This is a genomic window from Nocardioides antri, assembly GCF_008373765.1.
GTDB classification, from domain to species: domain Bacteria; phylum Actinomycetota; class Actinomycetes; order Propionibacteriales; family Nocardioidaceae; genus Nocardioides; species Nocardioides antri.
This window is the reverse complement of the sequence record NZ_VUJW01000001.1, coordinates 383,387-399,531: the sequence shown is the minus strand read 5'-3', so window position 1 is coordinate 399,531 and position 16,145 is coordinate 383,387. Positions and strand designations below refer to the sequence as shown.

Annotated in this window: 16 protein-coding genes; 5 read left to right on the top strand and 11 right to left on the bottom strand. The window is 73.3% G+C overall.

The features are described 5' to 3' along the window. Positions 1-4 precede the first annotated feature (4 nt). From F0U47_RS01945 to mraZ, 6 genes are all read right to left on the bottom strand, one after another. Complete coding sequence (locus tag F0U47_RS01945; RefSeq protein WP_149748616.1) at positions 5-1,540, bottom strand: UDP-N-acetylmuramoyl-L-alanyl-D-glutamate--2,6-diaminopimelate ligase; 1,536 nt, start codon at positions 1,538-1,540, stop codon at positions 5-7. Then, complete coding sequence (locus tag F0U47_RS01940) at positions 1,540-3,324, bottom strand: peptidoglycan D,D-transpeptidase FtsI family protein (protein WP_246159376.1); 1,785 nt, start codon at positions 3,322-3,324, stop codon at positions 1,540-1,542. The genes F0U47_RS01945 and F0U47_RS01940 overlap by 1 nt, the downstream gene beginning before the upstream one ends. 18 nt (positions 3,325-3,342) lie before the next feature. Continuing rightward, positions 3,343-3,888 carry a cell division protein FtsL gene (ftsL, locus tag F0U47_RS01935; protein ID WP_149748615.1) on the bottom strand — a complete coding sequence of 182 codons (546 nt, stop codon included), beginning with the start codon at positions 3,886-3,888 and terminating at the stop codon, positions 3,343-3,345. Continuing rightward, entirely contained in the window at positions 3,885-4,865 is a 981-nt protein-coding gene (gene rsmH / locus F0U47_RS01930; RefSeq protein WP_149748614.1) for a 16S rRNA (cytosine(1402)-N(4))-methyltransferase RsmH, read from the bottom strand. Before rsmH ends, ftsL begins: the two co-directional genes overlap by 4 nt. Positions 4,866-4,878: 13 nt before the next feature. Beyond that, on the bottom strand, positions 4,879-5,049 hold the full coding sequence (locus F0U47_RS20960; RefSeq protein ID WP_188111128.1) for a hypothetical protein: 171 nt from the start codon (positions 5,047-5,049) through the stop codon (positions 4,879-4,881). A gap of 216 nt (positions 5,050-5,265) precedes the next feature. Continuing rightward, positions 5,266-5,688, bottom strand: a complete 423-nt coding sequence (mraZ, locus tag F0U47_RS01925; RefSeq protein ID WP_149748613.1) for a division/cell wall cluster transcriptional repressor MraZ — start codon at positions 5,686-5,688, stop codon at positions 5,266-5,268. A gap of 269 nt (positions 5,689-5,957) precedes the next feature. Here mraZ and F0U47_RS01920 point away from each other — a divergent pair, with 269 nt between their 5' ends. From F0U47_RS01920 to F0U47_RS01910, 3 genes are read left to right on the top strand one after another with little or no spacing between them, the layout of a single operon-like run. After that, on the top strand, positions 5,958-6,980 hold the full coding sequence (locus F0U47_RS01920; protein ID WP_149748612.1) for an AAA family ATPase: 1,023 nt from the start codon (positions 5,958-5,960) through the stop codon (positions 6,978-6,980). Positions 6,981-7,001: 21 nt separating this feature from the next. Beyond that, entirely contained in the window at positions 7,002-8,255 is a 1,254-nt protein-coding gene (locus tag F0U47_RS01915; RefSeq protein ID WP_149748611.1) for a DUF58 domain-containing protein, read from the top strand. After that, entirely contained in the window at positions 8,252-10,630 is a 2,379-nt protein-coding gene (locus tag F0U47_RS01910) for a transglutaminase TgpA family protein (protein ID WP_149748610.1), read from the top strand. The genes F0U47_RS01915 and F0U47_RS01910 overlap by 4 nt, the downstream gene beginning before the upstream one ends. A 27-nt stretch (positions 10,631-10,657) precedes the next feature. Here the strand turns inward: F0U47_RS01910 and F0U47_RS01905 are convergent, their stop codons facing one another. From F0U47_RS01905 to F0U47_RS01885, 5 genes are all read right to left on the bottom strand, one after another. Then, entirely contained in the window at positions 10,658-11,101 is a 444-nt protein-coding gene (locus tag F0U47_RS01905; protein ID WP_149748609.1) for an SCO2097 family morphological protein, read from the bottom strand. Between the two features lie 132 nt (positions 11,102-11,233). Then, complete coding sequence (dinB, locus tag F0U47_RS01900) at positions 11,234-12,475, bottom strand: DNA polymerase IV (RefSeq protein ID WP_246159375.1); 1,242 nt, start codon at positions 12,473-12,475, stop codon at positions 11,234-11,236. 15 nt (positions 12,476-12,490) lie between these two features. Next, a complete protein-coding gene (locus F0U47_RS01895; RefSeq protein WP_149748608.1) occupies positions 12,491-13,228 on the bottom strand; it encodes a methyltransferase domain-containing protein in 738 nt (245 codons plus the stop codon). A gap of 30 nt (positions 13,229-13,258) precedes the next feature. After that, positions 13,259-13,714, bottom strand: a complete 456-nt coding sequence (locus F0U47_RS01890; protein WP_149748607.1) for an SAV_6107 family HEPN domain-containing protein — start codon at positions 13,712-13,714, stop codon at positions 13,259-13,261. Between the two features lie 145 nt (positions 13,715-13,859). Beyond that, entirely contained in the window at positions 13,860-14,300 is a 441-nt protein-coding gene (locus tag F0U47_RS01885) for a hypothetical protein (protein ID WP_149748606.1), read from the bottom strand. A gap of 39 nt (positions 14,301-14,339) precedes the next feature. On the opposite strand from F0U47_RS01885, the gene F0U47_RS01880 reads away from it, so the two are divergent. Next, positions 14,340-14,813, top strand: coding sequence for a YbaK/EbsC family protein (locus F0U47_RS01880; RefSeq protein WP_149748605.1), 474 nt, complete (start codon positions 14,340-14,342; stop codon positions 14,811-14,813). Between the two features lie 19 nt (positions 14,814-14,832). Beyond that, complete coding sequence (locus F0U47_RS01875) at positions 14,833-16,140, top strand: phytoene desaturase family protein (RefSeq protein ID WP_149748604.1); 1,308 nt, start codon at positions 14,833-14,835, stop codon at positions 16,138-16,140. The last annotated feature ends 5 nt before the right edge of the window (positions 16,141-16,145 follow it).

The window sequence follows — 16,145 nt, the reverse complement described above, 5'->3', positions numbered from 1 at the left end:
GGGATCACCGGTCGCCTCCCAGCAGCTCGCGCACGACCTCACGGTCGTCGAAGGGGTGGACCACACCGGCGATCTCCTGGCCGGTCTCGTGCCCCTTCCCCGCGACCAGCACGACGTCGCCCTCCTCCGCATCGGCGATCGCAGCCGCGATCGCCGCGCGCCGGTCGCCGATCTCGCGCACCTCTGCGCGCTGCCCGGCGTCGACCTCGGCCACGCCGGCGAGGATCTCGGCGCGGATGGCGGCCGGGTCCTCGCTGCGGGGGTTGTCGTCGGTGATGATCACGAGGTCGGCCTGGGCAGCAGCGATCGCGCCCATGACCGGCCGCTTCCCGCGGTCGCGGTCGCCCCCGGCGCCGACAACGGCGATGAGCCGGCCCGCGGTCACCGGTCGGAGGGTCGCCAGGACAGCGGTCAGGGCGTCCGGCTTGTGGGCGTAGTCGACGTAGACGGTCGGCCCGCCGCGCCCGCCGGTCACCCGCTCGAGCCGGCCCGGCACGCCGCCGAGCTCGGCGATGCCCGCCGCCACCAGGTCGGGTGCGAACCCCACCTCGACCGCGGCCGCGATCGCCGAGAGCGCGTTCGCGACGTTGAAGTCGCCCGGCAGCCCGACCGAGGCCGGGAGCGACAGGCCACCCGGCCCGCGGACCGTGAACGTCGAGCCCTCCGGCCCGAGGTCGACGTCCGCCACCGACCAGTCGGCCTCGCCCCGGGTCGACATCGTCCGGAACGGGATCGCCCCGGTCTCCACCAGCCGCCGGCCGTGCTCGTCGTCGATGTTGGCCAGCCCGAGCCGCGCGCGCTCGGGCGTGAACAGCATCGCCTTCGCCGCGAAGTAGTCGTCGACGTCGGCGTGGAAGTCGAGGTGGTCGCGACCGAGGTTCGTGAAGACGGCGACGTCGAACACGACACCGTCCACCCGCCCGAGCACGAGCGCGTGGCTCGACACCTCCATCGCGCAGCACGTCACGCCCTGCTCCCGCATCAGCGCGAAGAGGCCGTGCAGGTCCGGGGCCTCGGGCGTCGTCAGCGCGGTCTTCACGTCGACGCCGGCGATCCGGGTGCCGACCGTGCCGACCACGGCGGACGTGACGCCGGCAGCGCCGAGCCCCCCGTCGAGCACGCGCGTGACGGTGGTCTTCCCCTGGGTGCCGGTCACGCCGATCATCCGCATCGCACGGGCGGGGTGGCCGTAGATGCCGGCCGACACCGCGCCCAGCACCGCCCGGGGCGACTCCACGACGACGGCCGCCACCCCAGGAGGTACGGCGGCAGCGCCCGCCTCGTCCGTGAGCACCGCGCTCGCGCCCGCCGTCACGGCCTGGGTGACGAACTCGATGCCGTGGGCCCGGGACCCGGGCAGCGCGGCGTAGACGTCGCCGGGCAGTACCCGGCGCGAGTCGAGGGTGATGCCGGTGACGTCAGCCGCTCCGGCGCCCACCGCACGCGCGTCCGCCTGCTCCCGCACCAGTGCGACGAGGTCGTCGAAGGACAACGCGGTCGGGCGCTGGGGTCGGGTGGCCCCCGAGTGGTCCGCGTTCATCACCACTCGACGGGGAGCCGCGACGGCTCGGTCTCGGTCGGGGGCACGCTGTACCTCCGGAGGGCGTAGCCCATCAGCTTGGCGAACGCAGGGCCGGCGACCACAGAGCCGCCGCCCGCCCGCGAGTCGTGGACCACGACGTAGATCGTGAACCGGGGGTCGTCGGTCGGGCCGAAGCCGATGAACGACGACGTGCGACTGCCGTCGTAGCAGCCGCAGCGGTCCGAGACCCGCTGCGCGGTGCCGGTCTTGCCCGAGATGCGGTAGTCGCCGACCCGCGCGATCGACGCGACGCCGTCGTCGGGGTCGAGCACCCGCTCCATCATGAGCGCGGTCTGGCGGGCGGCCTCCGCGCTGACCACGCGACGCCGGTCCGCCTGGTCGGTGCCGATCTCGGTGCCGTCGTCGAGGGTCGCGCTGCCCTTGACCAGGCTCGGGTCGATCCGGACGCCGTCGTTGGCGATCGCGTTGACGGCGGCGATCATCTGGATGGCGTTGACCGACAGCGACTGGCCGAAGGCAATGCGGTCGTCGACCTGGTCGGTCCACTCCGCGCCTGCGGGGAGGATGCCCTTCGTCTCGCCCCGCAGCCCGATGTCGGTCTGCCGGCCCAGCCCGAACTCGGTGAGGTACTCCCGCAGCACGCCCGGCGCGAACTCGTCGGCGGCGAGCACGGTGCCGATGTTGGACGACTTCGCGAGGATGCCGGCGAGGGTGAGGTGCTCGATCCCGTGCACCCAGTGGTCGTGGATCGGCCGGTCCTGCCGGTTCAGGACAGGCGGTACGACGTACTGCTGCCGCGGCCGGCCGAGCCCCGCGTCGATGACCGCACTGAGCGTGAGGACCTTCTGGACCGAGCCCGGCTCGTAGACGTCGGTGAGGGCACTGGACTTGTAGCGCGACTTCGGCCACTCCTGCGGCTGGCTGGCGTCGTAGGTCGGGTAGTCGGCCAGGGCGAGCAGCTCGCCGGTGCGGCTGTCCATCACGACTGCGATGCCCGACTCGCCGTGCGCGCCCTCGACGGTCTGCTGGAGGACCTTCTGGGTGAAGAACTGCAGATCGCGGTCGATGGTGAGGGTGAGGTCGGAGCCGTCGACGGCCGGGGTGACGGTGTGGTCGCCGAGCGGGAGCTGGTTGCCGGCGCCGACCTCGTAGTGCGCCTCGCCGTCCGCGCCGGAGAGGAAGTCGTCGAACGCGTCCTCGAGCCCGGCCAGGGCGCGGGCCGAGCCGTCCTTGCGCGGGGTGCCGAGGAAGCCGACCAGGTTCGCCGCCAGGTCGCCCGAGGGGTAGATCCGCACCGGGTCGCGCTGCGTGAACAGCCCGACGAAGCCCTTCGCCTCGGCGTCGGCGATGACGTCGGCCGCCCGCCGGGCGGGCACCTGGCGCGCGATGTACTGGAACCGGCTGTCCTCCATCCGCAGCCGCTCCAGGACCTCGACGTAGTCGAGGTCGAGGCGCCGGGCGAGGAAGCTCGCGAGCTGGGAGGCGTCGTCGGCGGTCAGCGCCGGGTCGGCCACGATCATCCGGCCGTCGATCGACACCGCGAGCGGGTTGCCCCTGCGGTCGACGATGTCGCCACGGGTGGCCGGCAGCAGGATGGTGTCCGATCCCTCCGCGGCGGCCATGTCGGCGTAGTTCTCGGGATCCACTCCCTGCAGCTGCACGAGCCTGGCCGCGAACACCGAGAGCACCATCGCGATCAGCACGAAGCCGATCCGCAGCCGCAGCTGCGGCGACGCGCGGTGCGGGCTCCGCGGCGTGCGCGGGCGGGTCGGTCCGGTCACACCCTCAAACCTAGGCGGCTAGCGCCGGCGATCCAGGCCCGGCACGCCGTTGCGGGCGCCATTGCGGCCCTCCGCACCGTCGGCGGAGACGGTGACCGGCTCCGGGTCCAGCGCGGCCGGACGCTGCGGGTCCGGCGGGTCCATCGGCAGCTTGTTGCCCGGCGGCGCGGGGGCGCAGGACCCGGTGATCCCGCCGTCGAGCGAGAGCACGCACGAGGCCCCGGTCGGCACCACCATGCCGCGCCGCTGCGCCAGGTCGGCGATCCGCTGCGGGTCGTGGAGCTGCTGGAGCTCGATCCGGAGGGCCTCTTCCTGCGCGGTGAGGTCCGCCGCCTGCTGCTCGAGCGTCGTCGCGCGGAAGGAGGCCTGCTGCATCGACGTGTTGAAGAGCAGCAGCCCGATCACGCCGGCCAGGAGGATGACGCTCACCAGCGTCACGAACGGGACCCGGGCGGCCCGCGGCCGGGTGCGCGGCCGCGGCACCACGGTGAGCCGCGCTCGCCGTACGGCGACCTCGGCGATCCTCGGCAGGCGGGAGCGGATCTGGGGTGCGGTACTGCTCATCGGGCGGCTCCCTTGCCGTCGCGGGGGCGGACTCGTTCGATGGCGCGCAGCCGGACGGAGGCGGCGCGCGGGTTCTCGGCGATCTCGTCGGCGTTCGCCTGCTCGGCGCCCCGGGTCACCAGGCGGAGCGCGGGCTCGTGCCCCTCGGGGACGAACGGCAGGTCGTCGGGCACGTCGCTCCGTGTCGCTGCCGTGAAGGCCCGCTTCACGAGCCGGTCCTCCAGCGAGTGGTAGGACTCCACCACCACCCGGCCGCCGACGCCGATCGCGTCGATCGCCGCCGGAATCGCCCGCTCCAGCACCCGCAGCTCGTCGTTGACCTCCATCCGCAGCGCCTGGAACGTGCGCTTGGCCGGGTGGCCGCCGGTACGTCGGGCCGGCGCCGGGATGACGTCGTACAGGAGGGCGACCAGGCGCCCGGAGGTGGTGAACGGCTCGCTGGCCCGCTCCCGCACGATCGCGTCGGCGATCCGCCGGGCGAACCGCTCCTCGCCGTAGTCGCGCAGCACGCGGGTGAGCTCGGCGGCGTCGTAGGTGTTGAGCACGTCGGCCGCGGTCGGGCGGTGCGACCTGCCGCTGGAGTCCATCCGCATGTCGAGCGGCGCGTCGACGGCGTACGCGAAGCCGCGCTCGGGGAGGTCGAGCTGCATGGACGAGACGCCGAGGTCGAAGAGGATCCCGTCGACCTCGGTCAGCCCGAGGTCGGAGAGCACGTCAGGGATCTCGTCGTAGACCGCGTGGACGGTGGTGAAGCGGTCGCCGTACGACGCCAGTCGCTCGCGGCTCAGCTCGAGCGCCTTGGGGTCGCGGTCGACGCCGACGACGCGGGCCAGCTCGCAGCGCTCGAGGAGCGCCTCGCTGTGGCCGCCGAGACCGAGGGTCGCGTCGACCAGGACGGCGCCGGGGTGGTCGAGCGCAGGTGTCAGGAGCGCCACGACCCGGTCGAGGAGCACCGGGACGTGTCGGGGAGTGGTCATCGCCCGTCGGCCCTCAGTGACCGATCCCGTAGGCGATCAGGAGCGCCAGGGCCATCGCGATCGAGACCCCGGCCGAGAAGGCCATCAGGGCCAGGGCCTCGCGGGCCAGCTCACGGACCCTCGGCTCCCTGCTGCCTGTCCTCGCGCCTGCCTGCCCGGCTGCGCTCGCGTTCATCACGCTCATCGGTTCGACCCCTGCCCCCACCTGAAAGACGAAATGCTGAACGGCTGTTGCTGAACGATCCGCAGGGCCAGGTCCCCCGCCCGCTCCCGGAAGCCGTCTGGAGCCGGGGAAGGTGCCCCAGAAGGCAGCGGGAGCGGGCCAGAGACCTCGTCCTGCGGATCGCTATCGATTTGTGCTGGTGCTGGCTCGTGCTGGTCGGCGCGGACCGGTCGGCGTCTAGTCGTCGTCCTCGTCGAGGTCGATGAAGTCGCCCATCGCGTCCTCCTGGAACTCCCGCCAGCGGTCGGGGTTCCAGATCTCCAGTCGGTCCCGGACGCCGATCACGACGACGTCGCGATCCAGTCCGGCGTAGTCCCGCAGGTGGGCCGGGATGCCGATCCGGCCCTGCTTGTCCGGCGTGCCCTCGTCGCCGCCGGCGAACAGCACCCGTGCGTAGCGCCGTGCGGCCTTGTTGGTCATCGGCCGGGACGCTGCGCGCTCGGCCTCCTCGGCGAAGACGTCGGAAGGCCAGACGACGAGGCAGTTCTCCTGACCCTGCGTCACCACGAGCCCCTCCGCCAGCCGATCCCTGAACTTCGCCGGGAGGAACAGGCGCCCCTTCTCGTCGAGCTTCGGGGTGTAGGTGCCCATGAAGAGCATCGGGCACCTCCTGCTTCCTCCACTTTCCCCCACAGTACTCCACTTTGCTCCACCGTCAACCACCTTCGCCGGTGTTTCCGGGTCAATCCACCTGCGTTTCCGCAGGCCAGGGCCCGGGGAGCGGAGTGGAGGGGAAAGTGGAGGAAGGGCCGCCGGCGGCGGTCGACGGGGCGACGCGTTGCGTGACCGCGTCGCGACCTCGGGGGCTTTTCCGCGGCTCAGGTTGCTCCGGCGCCGTACCTTTGCCCTATCGCGCGCCCGTAACCTGGATGGGCGTGCAAGAGACGGGAGACCAGGACGTGGAGTCGCCGCCCCCCCAGCAGACGCCGGACCCCACCGGGGCGGACGTCGCGACGGTCGCCCGCGTGGCCGGCCGGATCCGCGCCAACATCGAGCGCGTCATCGAGGGCAAGAGCGAGGTCGTCTCCGCCTCCCTCGTCGTGCTCCTCGCCGAGGGTCACCTCCTGCTCGAGGACGTCCCCGGGGTCGGCAAGACCATGCTCAGCAAGTCGCTCGCCCGCAGCATCGACTCGACGGTCCGCCGGATCCAGTTCACGCCGGACCTGCTCCCGTCCGACGTCACCGGCGTCTCGGTCTACAACCAGCAGACCCGCGAGTTCGAGTTCCGGCCCGGCGGCGTCTTCGCCAACATCGTGATCGGCGACGAGATCAACCGCGCCTCCCCCAAGACGCAGTCGGCCCTGCTCGAGTGCATGGAGGAGCGGCAGGTCACCGTCGACAACGTCACCTACCACCTCGACGCACCGTTCATGGTCATCGCGACCCAGAACCCCGTCGAGATGGAGGGCACCTACGCCCTGCCCGAGGCGCAGCGCGATCGCTTCATGGCGCGGGTCTCGATCGGCTACCCCCTGCCGGCGGCCGAGATCGCCATGCTCAACTCGCACACCGAGCTCAACCCGCTCGACGACCTCGAGCCGGTCACCGACGCCGCCGAGCTCCGCAAGCTGTGCGCGATCGTCGGGCACGTCCACGTGTCCGAGGCGGTCCAGCGCTACGCCGTCGCCCTGACGTCGGCCACCCGCGAGAACCCCGAGGTCCTCCTCGGCGCCTCGCCCCGCGCGACGCTGCACCTCGTGCGTGCGGCCAAGGCGTTCGCTGCGCTCCACCAGCGCGACTACGTCCTCCCCGACGACGTGCGGGCGCTCGTGCAGCCCGTCCTCGCCCACCGGCTGCTCCCCAGCGCCGAGGCGGCGGTGAGCGGCCGCGGGACCAGCGCCATCCTCGAGGGCATCGTGGCGCAGGTCCCGGTGCCCGAGATCCGTTCCTGACCTGCGGTACGGCGGCAGACGATGCGTGACGGGATGGCCGGCCTCACCCTTCGTGGCCGTGCGTTCCTCGCCGCCGGTACGACGGCGATCTGCTGCGCCGTGCTCCTGGGCCAGACGACCCTCACCCGCATCGGCGTCCTCGTCCTCGTCCTGCCGCTCGTCTCCGCGTTCGTCATCGGCCGCCGCCGCTACGCGGTCTCGGCGATCCGCTCGGTCCACCCGCGGCTGGTCGCCGCCGGTCAGCCGGCCCGGATCGACCTCGACCTCGCGAACGACGGACGATCCCCCGCCGGCGCGGTCCTGGTCGAGGACCAGGTGCCCTACGCGCTGGGCACCCGGCCCCGGTTCGTGCTCCAGGGGATCTCGCGCCAGTGGCGGCGGCGGGTCAGCTACCAGGTCCGGTCCGACGTGCGCGGCCGGTTCGAGATCGGACCGTTGACCATCCGGGTGGCCGACCCGTTCGGCCTCGTCGAGATCCGGCGGTCGATCCCCGGGGTCGCGCCGCTCGTCGTCACGCCCCGGACCGTCACGCTGCCGCCCATCCCGGTGATGGGCGGCTGGAGCGGCTCGGGCGAGCACCGGCCGCAGGCCTTCGCGGCCGGCTCCGCCGAGGACGTCAGCGTCCGTGAGTACCGTCGCGGCGACGAGCTCCGGCGGGTCCACTGGCGCAGCTCGGCGCGGGTCGGCGAGCTGATGGTGCGCCGCGAGGAGCAGCCGTGGGAGGCGCGCGCCTCCGTCCTGCTGGACAACCGGTTGCGGGCCCACCGCGGCCAGGGCCTGGGGTCCAGCTTCGAGTTCGCCGTGGTTGCCGCGGCGTCGCTGGTGCTCCACCTCGACCAGCACGGCTACGCCGTGCGGCTCGTGCTCGCCGACGGCACCGGCGCGGACGAGACGTCGACCGCGGTGCTCGAGCGGCTCGCCCTGGTGACGACCACCCAGCAGCCGGTCCTCGACGTCGGCTGGACGGGCGACCAGACCCGCGGCGGCCTGGTGGTCGCGGTCCTCGGCGGGCTGGAGCGGACCGACGTGCTGGCGCTCCGGCAGATCCGTCACGATGCCGGCGCCGCCCTGGCGATGGTGCTCGACGTCGACGAGTGGGCCGGGCGCAGCGCGCAGCCGGCCGGTCCTCCCCCGTCGGTCGCCGGCCTCGGGTGGCGCTCGGTGACCCTCGGCCCGCGGGATCGGCTCGACTCGGCCTGGCGCGACCTCGGTCGCGCGTCCGGTCGGGCAGCAGCGGTGACCACCGCGCTCAAGGCAACCGGAGCCGACCGATGAGGAGCCGTCCCTCCTTCGGCTACGCGCTGCTGGTCGCGCTCGTGGCGGCCGCGACGACCTGGGCCGCGCTGATGGCCTGGCGCGGCTTCCTCACCGACTCGCGCGACTACCTCGCTCCGCTCATGATCATCGCGGTCGTGATCGCCTCGACAGGCGCGATCCTCCGCTGGATCGGCAGTCCTGCCGTCGTCACGGTCGCCGCGCAGGTCCTCGTCGGGGTGGCGATGCTGAGCAGCGAGCTGAGCGGCAGTCCGCTCCCGTTCGGCGCGGCGGGCGACGACATCCGGCGGTCGCTGGAGCTGGCCATGGAGTCGGCCCGCACCTACGCGGCGCCGATCGAGCCCAACGTGCCGTCGGTCGCGCCGCTGCTGCTGGTCGGCGGCGTGTTCTTCCTGCTCCTCGTCGACTTCCTCGCCTGCACGCTCCGCCGGGTGCCGGTGGCAGGTCTCGGCCTGCTCGCGATCTACTCGGTCCCTGCCGGCCTCGTGCAGTCCGGGCCGGGCGTCGTCGCGTTCCTCCTCGCCGCGGTCGGCTTCCTGGCGCTCCTCCACCTCGACAGCCGCGAGCAGCTGCTCAAGTGGGGGCGGCCGCTGGGGCCGGACGAGCACAACCCGTGGACCGACGGAAACCCGATGTCCGACGCCATGCGGGTCGGCACCGGGCGCATCGGGGCCGTCGCCGTCGTCTGCGCGCTCCTCCTCCCGCCGCTCATCCCGGTGCTCGAGCTCGACCTGCTCGGCTTCGGGCCCGGCGACGGCGACAACGACATCGAGATCCACAACCCCCGCACCGACCTCCGCCGGGACCTCGAGCGGGAGGCCGACACGCCGCTGATCCGGGTCCGCACCGACGATCCCGATCCCGACTACCTCCGGGTCGCCGTCCTCCACCGGTTCACCGGCGACGAGTGGAGCAGTGGCGACCGCAAGGTCGACGACTACCCGACCGGCACCACGCTGCCCGAGCCCGACGGCCTCTCCCCCGAGGTGCCGCGTACGCCGTACACCTACGCGTTCGAGGCGACCGACCAGTTCGACTCCTGGTGGCTCCCGACGCAGTTCCCGGCGACCTCGGTCGATGCGGAGGGCAACTGGGGCTACGACCCCAACGCGATGGACTTCATCGCCGTGCCCGAGGACCTGACGGCCGCCGGCCTCGACTGGCAGGTCACCGGACTCGAGCTGGAGTACGGGACGGACGGCGAGTACTTCCAGGACTCCGCGATCGACGCCGTCGACGACGAGCTGCTGATGGTGCCCGACGGCCTGCCCCCCATCGTGCGCAGCCAGGCACTCGAGGCGACGAACGGTGCCCGGACCGACTACCAGGCGGCTCTCCTGCTCCAGGACTGGTTCCGCGAGACGGGCGGGTTCCGCTACAGCCTCGAGCGGGCGCCCTCCGGCATGGGCGCCGACGCGTTCGAGACCTTCCTCAGCGACACCGCGGAGGACGGCCGCCGTGGCTACTGCGAGCAGTTCGCCTCGGCCATGGCGGTGATGGCGCGGATGCTCGGCATCCCGGCGCGGGTGGCTGTGGGCTTCCTCGAGCCGACCGACCTCGGCAACGGCGAGTGGGAGTACAGCTCCCACGACCTGCACGCGTGGCCGGAGCTCTACTTCGAGGGCGCGGGGTGGGCAAGGTTCGAGCCGACCCCGGACTCCCGCGTCCGGGAGGACGTCCCCGACTACACGAACGTCCCCGTCACGCGCAACACCGAGGCGCTGCCGACGAACGACCCGACCGACATCGACCCACCCCGAAGCGAGACCGCGACCACCGAGGTCACGACGACGGTTCCCCCGGAGGACCAGTCTGCCGATGGCGGCAGCTCGGGCGGGGACGAGGGGATCGACTGGCTCACCGTGGTGCTGCGGGTCGGCCTGGCCCTCCTGGTGCTGGCGGTCCTCGTCGCCCTGGCCCGCGCGCCGCAGGTCCTCCGGCGCCGGCAGCGCCGACAGCGCCTGGCCGGGAGCCCGGAGGACATCTGGGACGAGCTGCGGGCGACTGCCGTCGACCTCGACCTGGCCTGGCCGGCGGGCCGCTCTCCCCAGGAGGTCGGTCGCGTGCTGGTCAACGCCCTCGGCAGCCGCATCGACGAGGACTCACCCGAGCGACCCCGCACCGGGCCCGACGCGGACCCGGACGCTGCGGCCGCGCTCGAACGGCTCGTCGCCGCGCTGGAGCTCGCGCGCTACGCGCGCCCGGGCACGATGGTTCCCCCGCCAGGGCTCGGCGACGATGCGCTCACCTGCTGCGCGTCGCTCGAGGCAGGCGTCACCCGGCGGACCGCGCTTCGGGCGAAGTGGCTGCCGCGGTCGGTGTGGCAGCGGGCACCGCGGTCGACCGCGACGAAGCCCGCCCTCGGGGGCGTGTGACGGCCCTCGCGCGCCGCGCGAGCAGCGTCAGAAGCCGCGGTTGCGGCGACGGCGCCAGCGCTCCTCGACGCGCTCCATGAAGGAGCCGGAGGTGCGGGAACGACCGTGCCGGCGCCCGTGCGCCCGGCCCCCCTCGATGACACCGAAGCCCGAGGGGTGAGCGGCCGCGGCGGCCTCGGCGCCCCGCTGCTGCCCGGACAGGTTCTGGCCGCGCAGCGCGCTGAGCCCGATGGTCGCGGACAACAGCATGATGACGAAGCCGACGATGCCGATCTGCCAGTAGCCGCTGATCGCACCGCCCATGAGGACGGCGATCCCGCCGGCGAACACCAGACCGGCGAGCATCGCGCGACGGCGCGCTGCCTGGCGCAGGGTCGTGCCACGAAGTGTGGAGGCGAACTTCGGGTCCTCCTCGACGAGAGCGCGCTCCATCTGCTCGAGCAGTCGCAGCTCCTCTTCGGAGAGTGGCACCGGATCCTCCACGCGTGCGGTCGACGATGACGTCGATGTTCTGAATCTTCAGTGTAGGCAGCCTCTGCGCCGACCGGTAGGCCGACCACGGAAATCCCTCAGGGTGACCACGAAGAGTGGTCGACAGAAGGACTACCCATCCTTCAGACGGCTCAGACCCCGCGCGCGGTAGTCACTTCCAAGAAGACTTCCCCGGGCCACCGCGGAGGGTCCGAAACGGCTCGTCGCCCGGTCGACGGCACGGTCGGCATCGGGCCACCCGGGGTCGGCCTCCCCGATGGCCAGCTGGCGACCGCCGCCCTCCCGCCTCGGTCGGAGCCCCTCGACGCGCACGCCGACCAGCCGCACGGCGAGCCGCAGCGGGAACACGGTGTCGAGCAGCAGGAGCGCCGCCTCGTAGACGTCGTGGGTGACGTCGGTCGGCTCCGGCAGCGTGCGCGAGCGGGAGATCGTGCGGAAGTCGCTCCACCGGGTCGTGATCGCCACCGTGCGCCCGACCTTGTCCGCGGCGCGGAGCCGCGCGGTGACCCGGGCCGACAGGCGGAGCAGCTCGCGAGCCAGCCGGTCGCGGTCGCGGGTGTCGGCAGCCAGGGTGTGCTGCGCCCCCATGCTGCCCTCCGGCACGCCCTCCCCGTACCCGAAGGCCCCGGCTCCCCCCGGCGCGAGCTCGCTGCGATCCGCCCCCCAGGCGAGCGCGTGGAGCTTGCCGCCGAGGTGGCCGCCGAGCATCCGCCGCAGCTCGGCGACGGGGATCCGAGCGACGTCGCCCACGGTCACCAGCCCGAGGCGGTGGAGACGCTGCCGGGTGGCCTCGCCGACGCCGTACAGCTCTCCGACGTCGAGCGGGTGCACGATCGCCACGAAGCGCTCCGGCGGGATGGCGAGCACGCCGTCGGGCTTCGCCCTCCGGCTCGCCAGCTTGGCCACGGACACGGCGGCTGCGATGCCGACCGAGCAGGTGATGCCGTGCTCGGCACGGACCCGCGACCGGATCCGCTCGGCGATCACCTCCGGCGGTCCGAACAGCCGCTCGGCACCACCGACGTCGAGGAACGCCTCGTCGAGGGACATCACCTCGACCACCGGCGTGAACTGGCGGAACGTCTCCATGATCGCCTTCGACACCGGCGTCAGCACGCCGAAGTCCGGCGGCACCTCGACCAGGCGGGGGCACAACCGGCGGGCCTCACCGCCCGACATGCCGGAGCGGATGCCATAGCGGCGCGCCGGGTAGTTGGCCGACAGGACCACTCCCCGGTGGCCGCCGCCGACGACGACCGGCACGTGCTCGAGCTCCGGGCGGTCCCGGATCGCGACCGACGCGTAGAAGGCGTCCATGTCGACATGGAGCAGGTGCGGCGTCGGCGCGGTCACCGCGCCGGCCTGCGGTCAGTGGGCGAGCAGGTGGATCTGCGTGGCGAGCGGGAGGTACTCCGGCCGCTCCGCGACCGCGCGCTCGAGGTCGACCAGCGCGGCCGCGGCCCCGGGCTCCTGGTCGAGCAGCGACCCGGGGACGAGGTCGGTGAAGACCCGGACCGCATGGACCGCAGAGACGGTGAAGCCGGCCTCCCCGGCGAGCGCCGTGAGCTCGTCGGCGGTGAACCGGCGGGCGGGACGCGTGGCGCGTCCGCTCGGGCGCTCGACCTGCTCGTCGCCGTCGAGCAGCGCCAGGGCCTGGTGGAGATGACCGGCCATCGCGCGGGCGACGACGGCGGCGTGGCGCTGCGCGGCCAGGAGGCTGACCGTGCCGCCCGGCCGGAGCACCTTCCGGATCGTGGCGAGGGCCTCCCCCGCATCGACGACCTCGAGCAGACCGTGGCAGAGCACCAGGTCGGCGCTGTCCTCCCCGACCACGTCGAGCAGACCCGAAACGTCGCCCTGGCGGCCGGCGACCTCCACCCCGACCTCGCGGGCCCGCCGCGACAGCGCGGCGAGCGCGTCCGGGCTGGGGTCCACGACGGTGACCCGGTGGCCCGCCTGGGCAACACGTACGGCGAAACCACCGGTCCCGCCACCGATGTCGACCACGTCGCAGGGCGCCCCCGACAGGACCGGGCCGAGCGCGTCCCAGACCACGGCAGTGCGCACGGAGCCTGGACGTTCGCCGGGCCGCTCACGGGAGACCATGGCTCCAACACTAGTGCTGCGGGCGGATCCTCAGCCCGCGGCGCGGCCGGCGAGCTGGTCACCGAGGGGGACGTGGGGCGTGAGCCCGAGCGACTGCTCGATCACCGCGAGGAACCGGTCGGCGTCGCGGACCAGGTCGTCGGCCTCCCGCTCGGTCACGGCCCGGGTCGAGCCGGTCTCCGCCGCAGCGCGCTTGGCGGCGCCCGCTGCGAAGAAAGCCGCCCACTCCGCCAATTCGGGGGCCACGTCGGTCAGCAGCACCCAGGCGTTCTTCTGGCGACGGCGGCCGGGAGCGGCCGGCCTCGCCCGCGCCGCGAGCAGCGCCGCTGCCGCCCGCAGGGCGGCGACGTGGGCGCAGGCGTAGCGCTCGGGGACGTCGCGCGCGGCGACGGCCTCACTGAGGGATTCCGCCGCACGCAGGAGATAGGAGTGGGTCGTGGCGGGCAGGTGGTCGGGGTGCTGACGCAGGTGCTGCTCGCTGGCCATTGCTGACTCCTCGGTCGGGTGTCCAGGACCGGCGGGGACGGGGGTCGAGGTCGTCCCCGCCGGTCGTGTTCGAACATCTGTTCGAACACGACCAAGGTACACCTCTCCCCCGACAGAGGGTCAAGACCCGCCGCAGGGGCGAGGGTCAGGCGTCGACCTCGTCGGGCAGCCGGCAGTGGCGGCGCGTGTCGGGGTGCCACAGGAAGACCAGGCTGACCGCGCTGACGACCGCCGCGGCGATGATCAGCCCACGGAAGAGCGGCGGCGGCATCGTGCGCACCGTGGCCAGGGTGGACAGCAGGATGCCCAGCGAGATCAGGGCGAGCGCGTGGCGGGCCCAGTTGTGCCCGGCCCGCATGATCGGGATCAGGGTCAGCGTCGTGACCGCGACGACGCCGTACAGGACCAGGATGACGGGGACGAACTCCAGCGGCTGGACGGTGCTGTCGCCGCTCTGACCGGGCGACCAGGCGTCCCGGAGGTCCTCGCGGAAGACCACGACCAGCACCGACACCACGAACCCGGCGGCGACCATGATCCACAGCAGCCACGACGCCAGGTCGACCGACGGTGGCCGCTTGCCCATTCGTCCTCCTCGAGAGCGGGGTGCCCTAGGGTCACTCCCATGTCGGCCGACCATCCCTCGATCAGCCGGTTCCGCGCCGAGCATGCCCGACTCGGCGGAGCTGGCGAGATCGTCATTCTGCCCGATGCCGTCCACACCGCCGCACTCGCCGCCGAGGCGCTCGGCTGCGAGGTCGGCGCGATCGCGAACAGCCTGCTCTTCGACGCCGACGGGTCGCCGGTGCTGATCCTCACCTCGGGAGCGCACCGCGTCGACACCGCCAAGACGGCGGCCGGTGTCGGGGTCGCGAAGCTGCGCCGCGCGGCTCCCGAGTTCGTGCGCGAGCACACCGGCCAGGTGATCGGCGGCGTGTCGCCGATCGGCCACCCGGCGCCGGTCCCGACCTACCTCGACACCTGGCTGCAGCGCTACGACGTCGTGTGGGCAGCGGCCGGCCATCCGGCAGCCGTGTTCTCGACGACGTACGACGAGCTCCTGGCCCTCACCGGCGCGCAGCCGATCGACGTCGAGTGACGCGGAGGACCGTGGCCTCATGAGGATCGTCGTCATCGGAGGCGGCCTGGCCGGGCTGGCCTCGGCCGCGCGGCTCGCGAAGATCGGCCACCGGGTCGTGCTCGTCGAAGCCGCGCCGACCCTGGGCGGCGCCCTCGGCGCCGTGAGCCAGGACGGCTACACGTGGGACGGATCGGCGACGTCGACCCTCGTGCCCGCGGCCCTGCGCGACCTCTTCCGCAAGTCCGGGCGGCCGTTGGAGGCCGAGCTCGGCGGCGAGCTCGAGCCGCTGGACGTCATCACCGAGCACCGGTTCGAGGACCGCACCTCGGTCCGGGTGCCGGGCGGGTCGCGGGCCGCGCAGATCGAGGCGTTCGACGAGCTGGGCTCCGGCCTCGGCGAGGCCTGGGTCCGCCACGTCGACACCTACGCCCCGGTGTGGGACGTGCTGCGCCGTCACTACGTCGAGGTGCCGTGGAACCCGCAGGACCTGCCGAAGGACCTCTACTCGCTCTTCAGCGCCCGGGAGACCCTGCACAAGCGGCTGCGCCGCGACTTCCGCGACGACCGGCTGGGGCTGGTCGCCGGCCATCGCGCCGTGGCCGAGGGCCACGACCTGCGCAACGTGCCGGCCTGGGTCGGCGTCACCAACTACCTCGAGCAGATCTTCGGCGCGTGGCGGTTGCCCGGCGGGATGGCACGGCTCGTGGACCTGCTGGAGAAGCGGCTCGAGACCAGGGGCGTCACCGTCCTCACCGGCACGGCGGCGCGCGACCTGGTCGTCCGCGACAAGCGGGTGGCGGCGGTCGTGGTCGAGACCGGCGAGATCGACGTCGACGCGGTGGTCGTCGCGATCGACCCGCGCCGGCTGCCCGTCCTCGCCCCCCTGGTCGAGCGGACGATGCCCGCGATCCCCCCGGTGGTCTCCCACCTCGGCCTGGTCGGCCCGGTCCCGGACCTGCCGGCCGAGGTGGTGCTCCACGCCGAGCCGCTCATGATCATCCGCACCGGCGGCCGTGCCCCCGAGGGAGGCACGGCCTGGACCCTCCACGGCCGCGGCAAGATCGCGGAGGACCTCCTCGAGGCTCTCGCCCGCCACCGGATCGACATCCGGGAGCAGGTCGTCACCAGGGTCGACCTCTCCCCGCGGGAGCTGGTCGAGCAGTGGAACGGCTCGCCCTGCGGCGTGCTGTGGCAGGGCCGCGGCACCGTGCGCTACCGCCTCGGGCCGACCACGCCGATCACGGGGGTGTACGCCGCCGGCGCCCATGCGGCGCCCGGCGCCGGTGTCCCGTTCGTGACCCAGTCGGCGGCGCTGGTCGCCCAGGCGATCGGGCCGGCGAAGTAGCGACC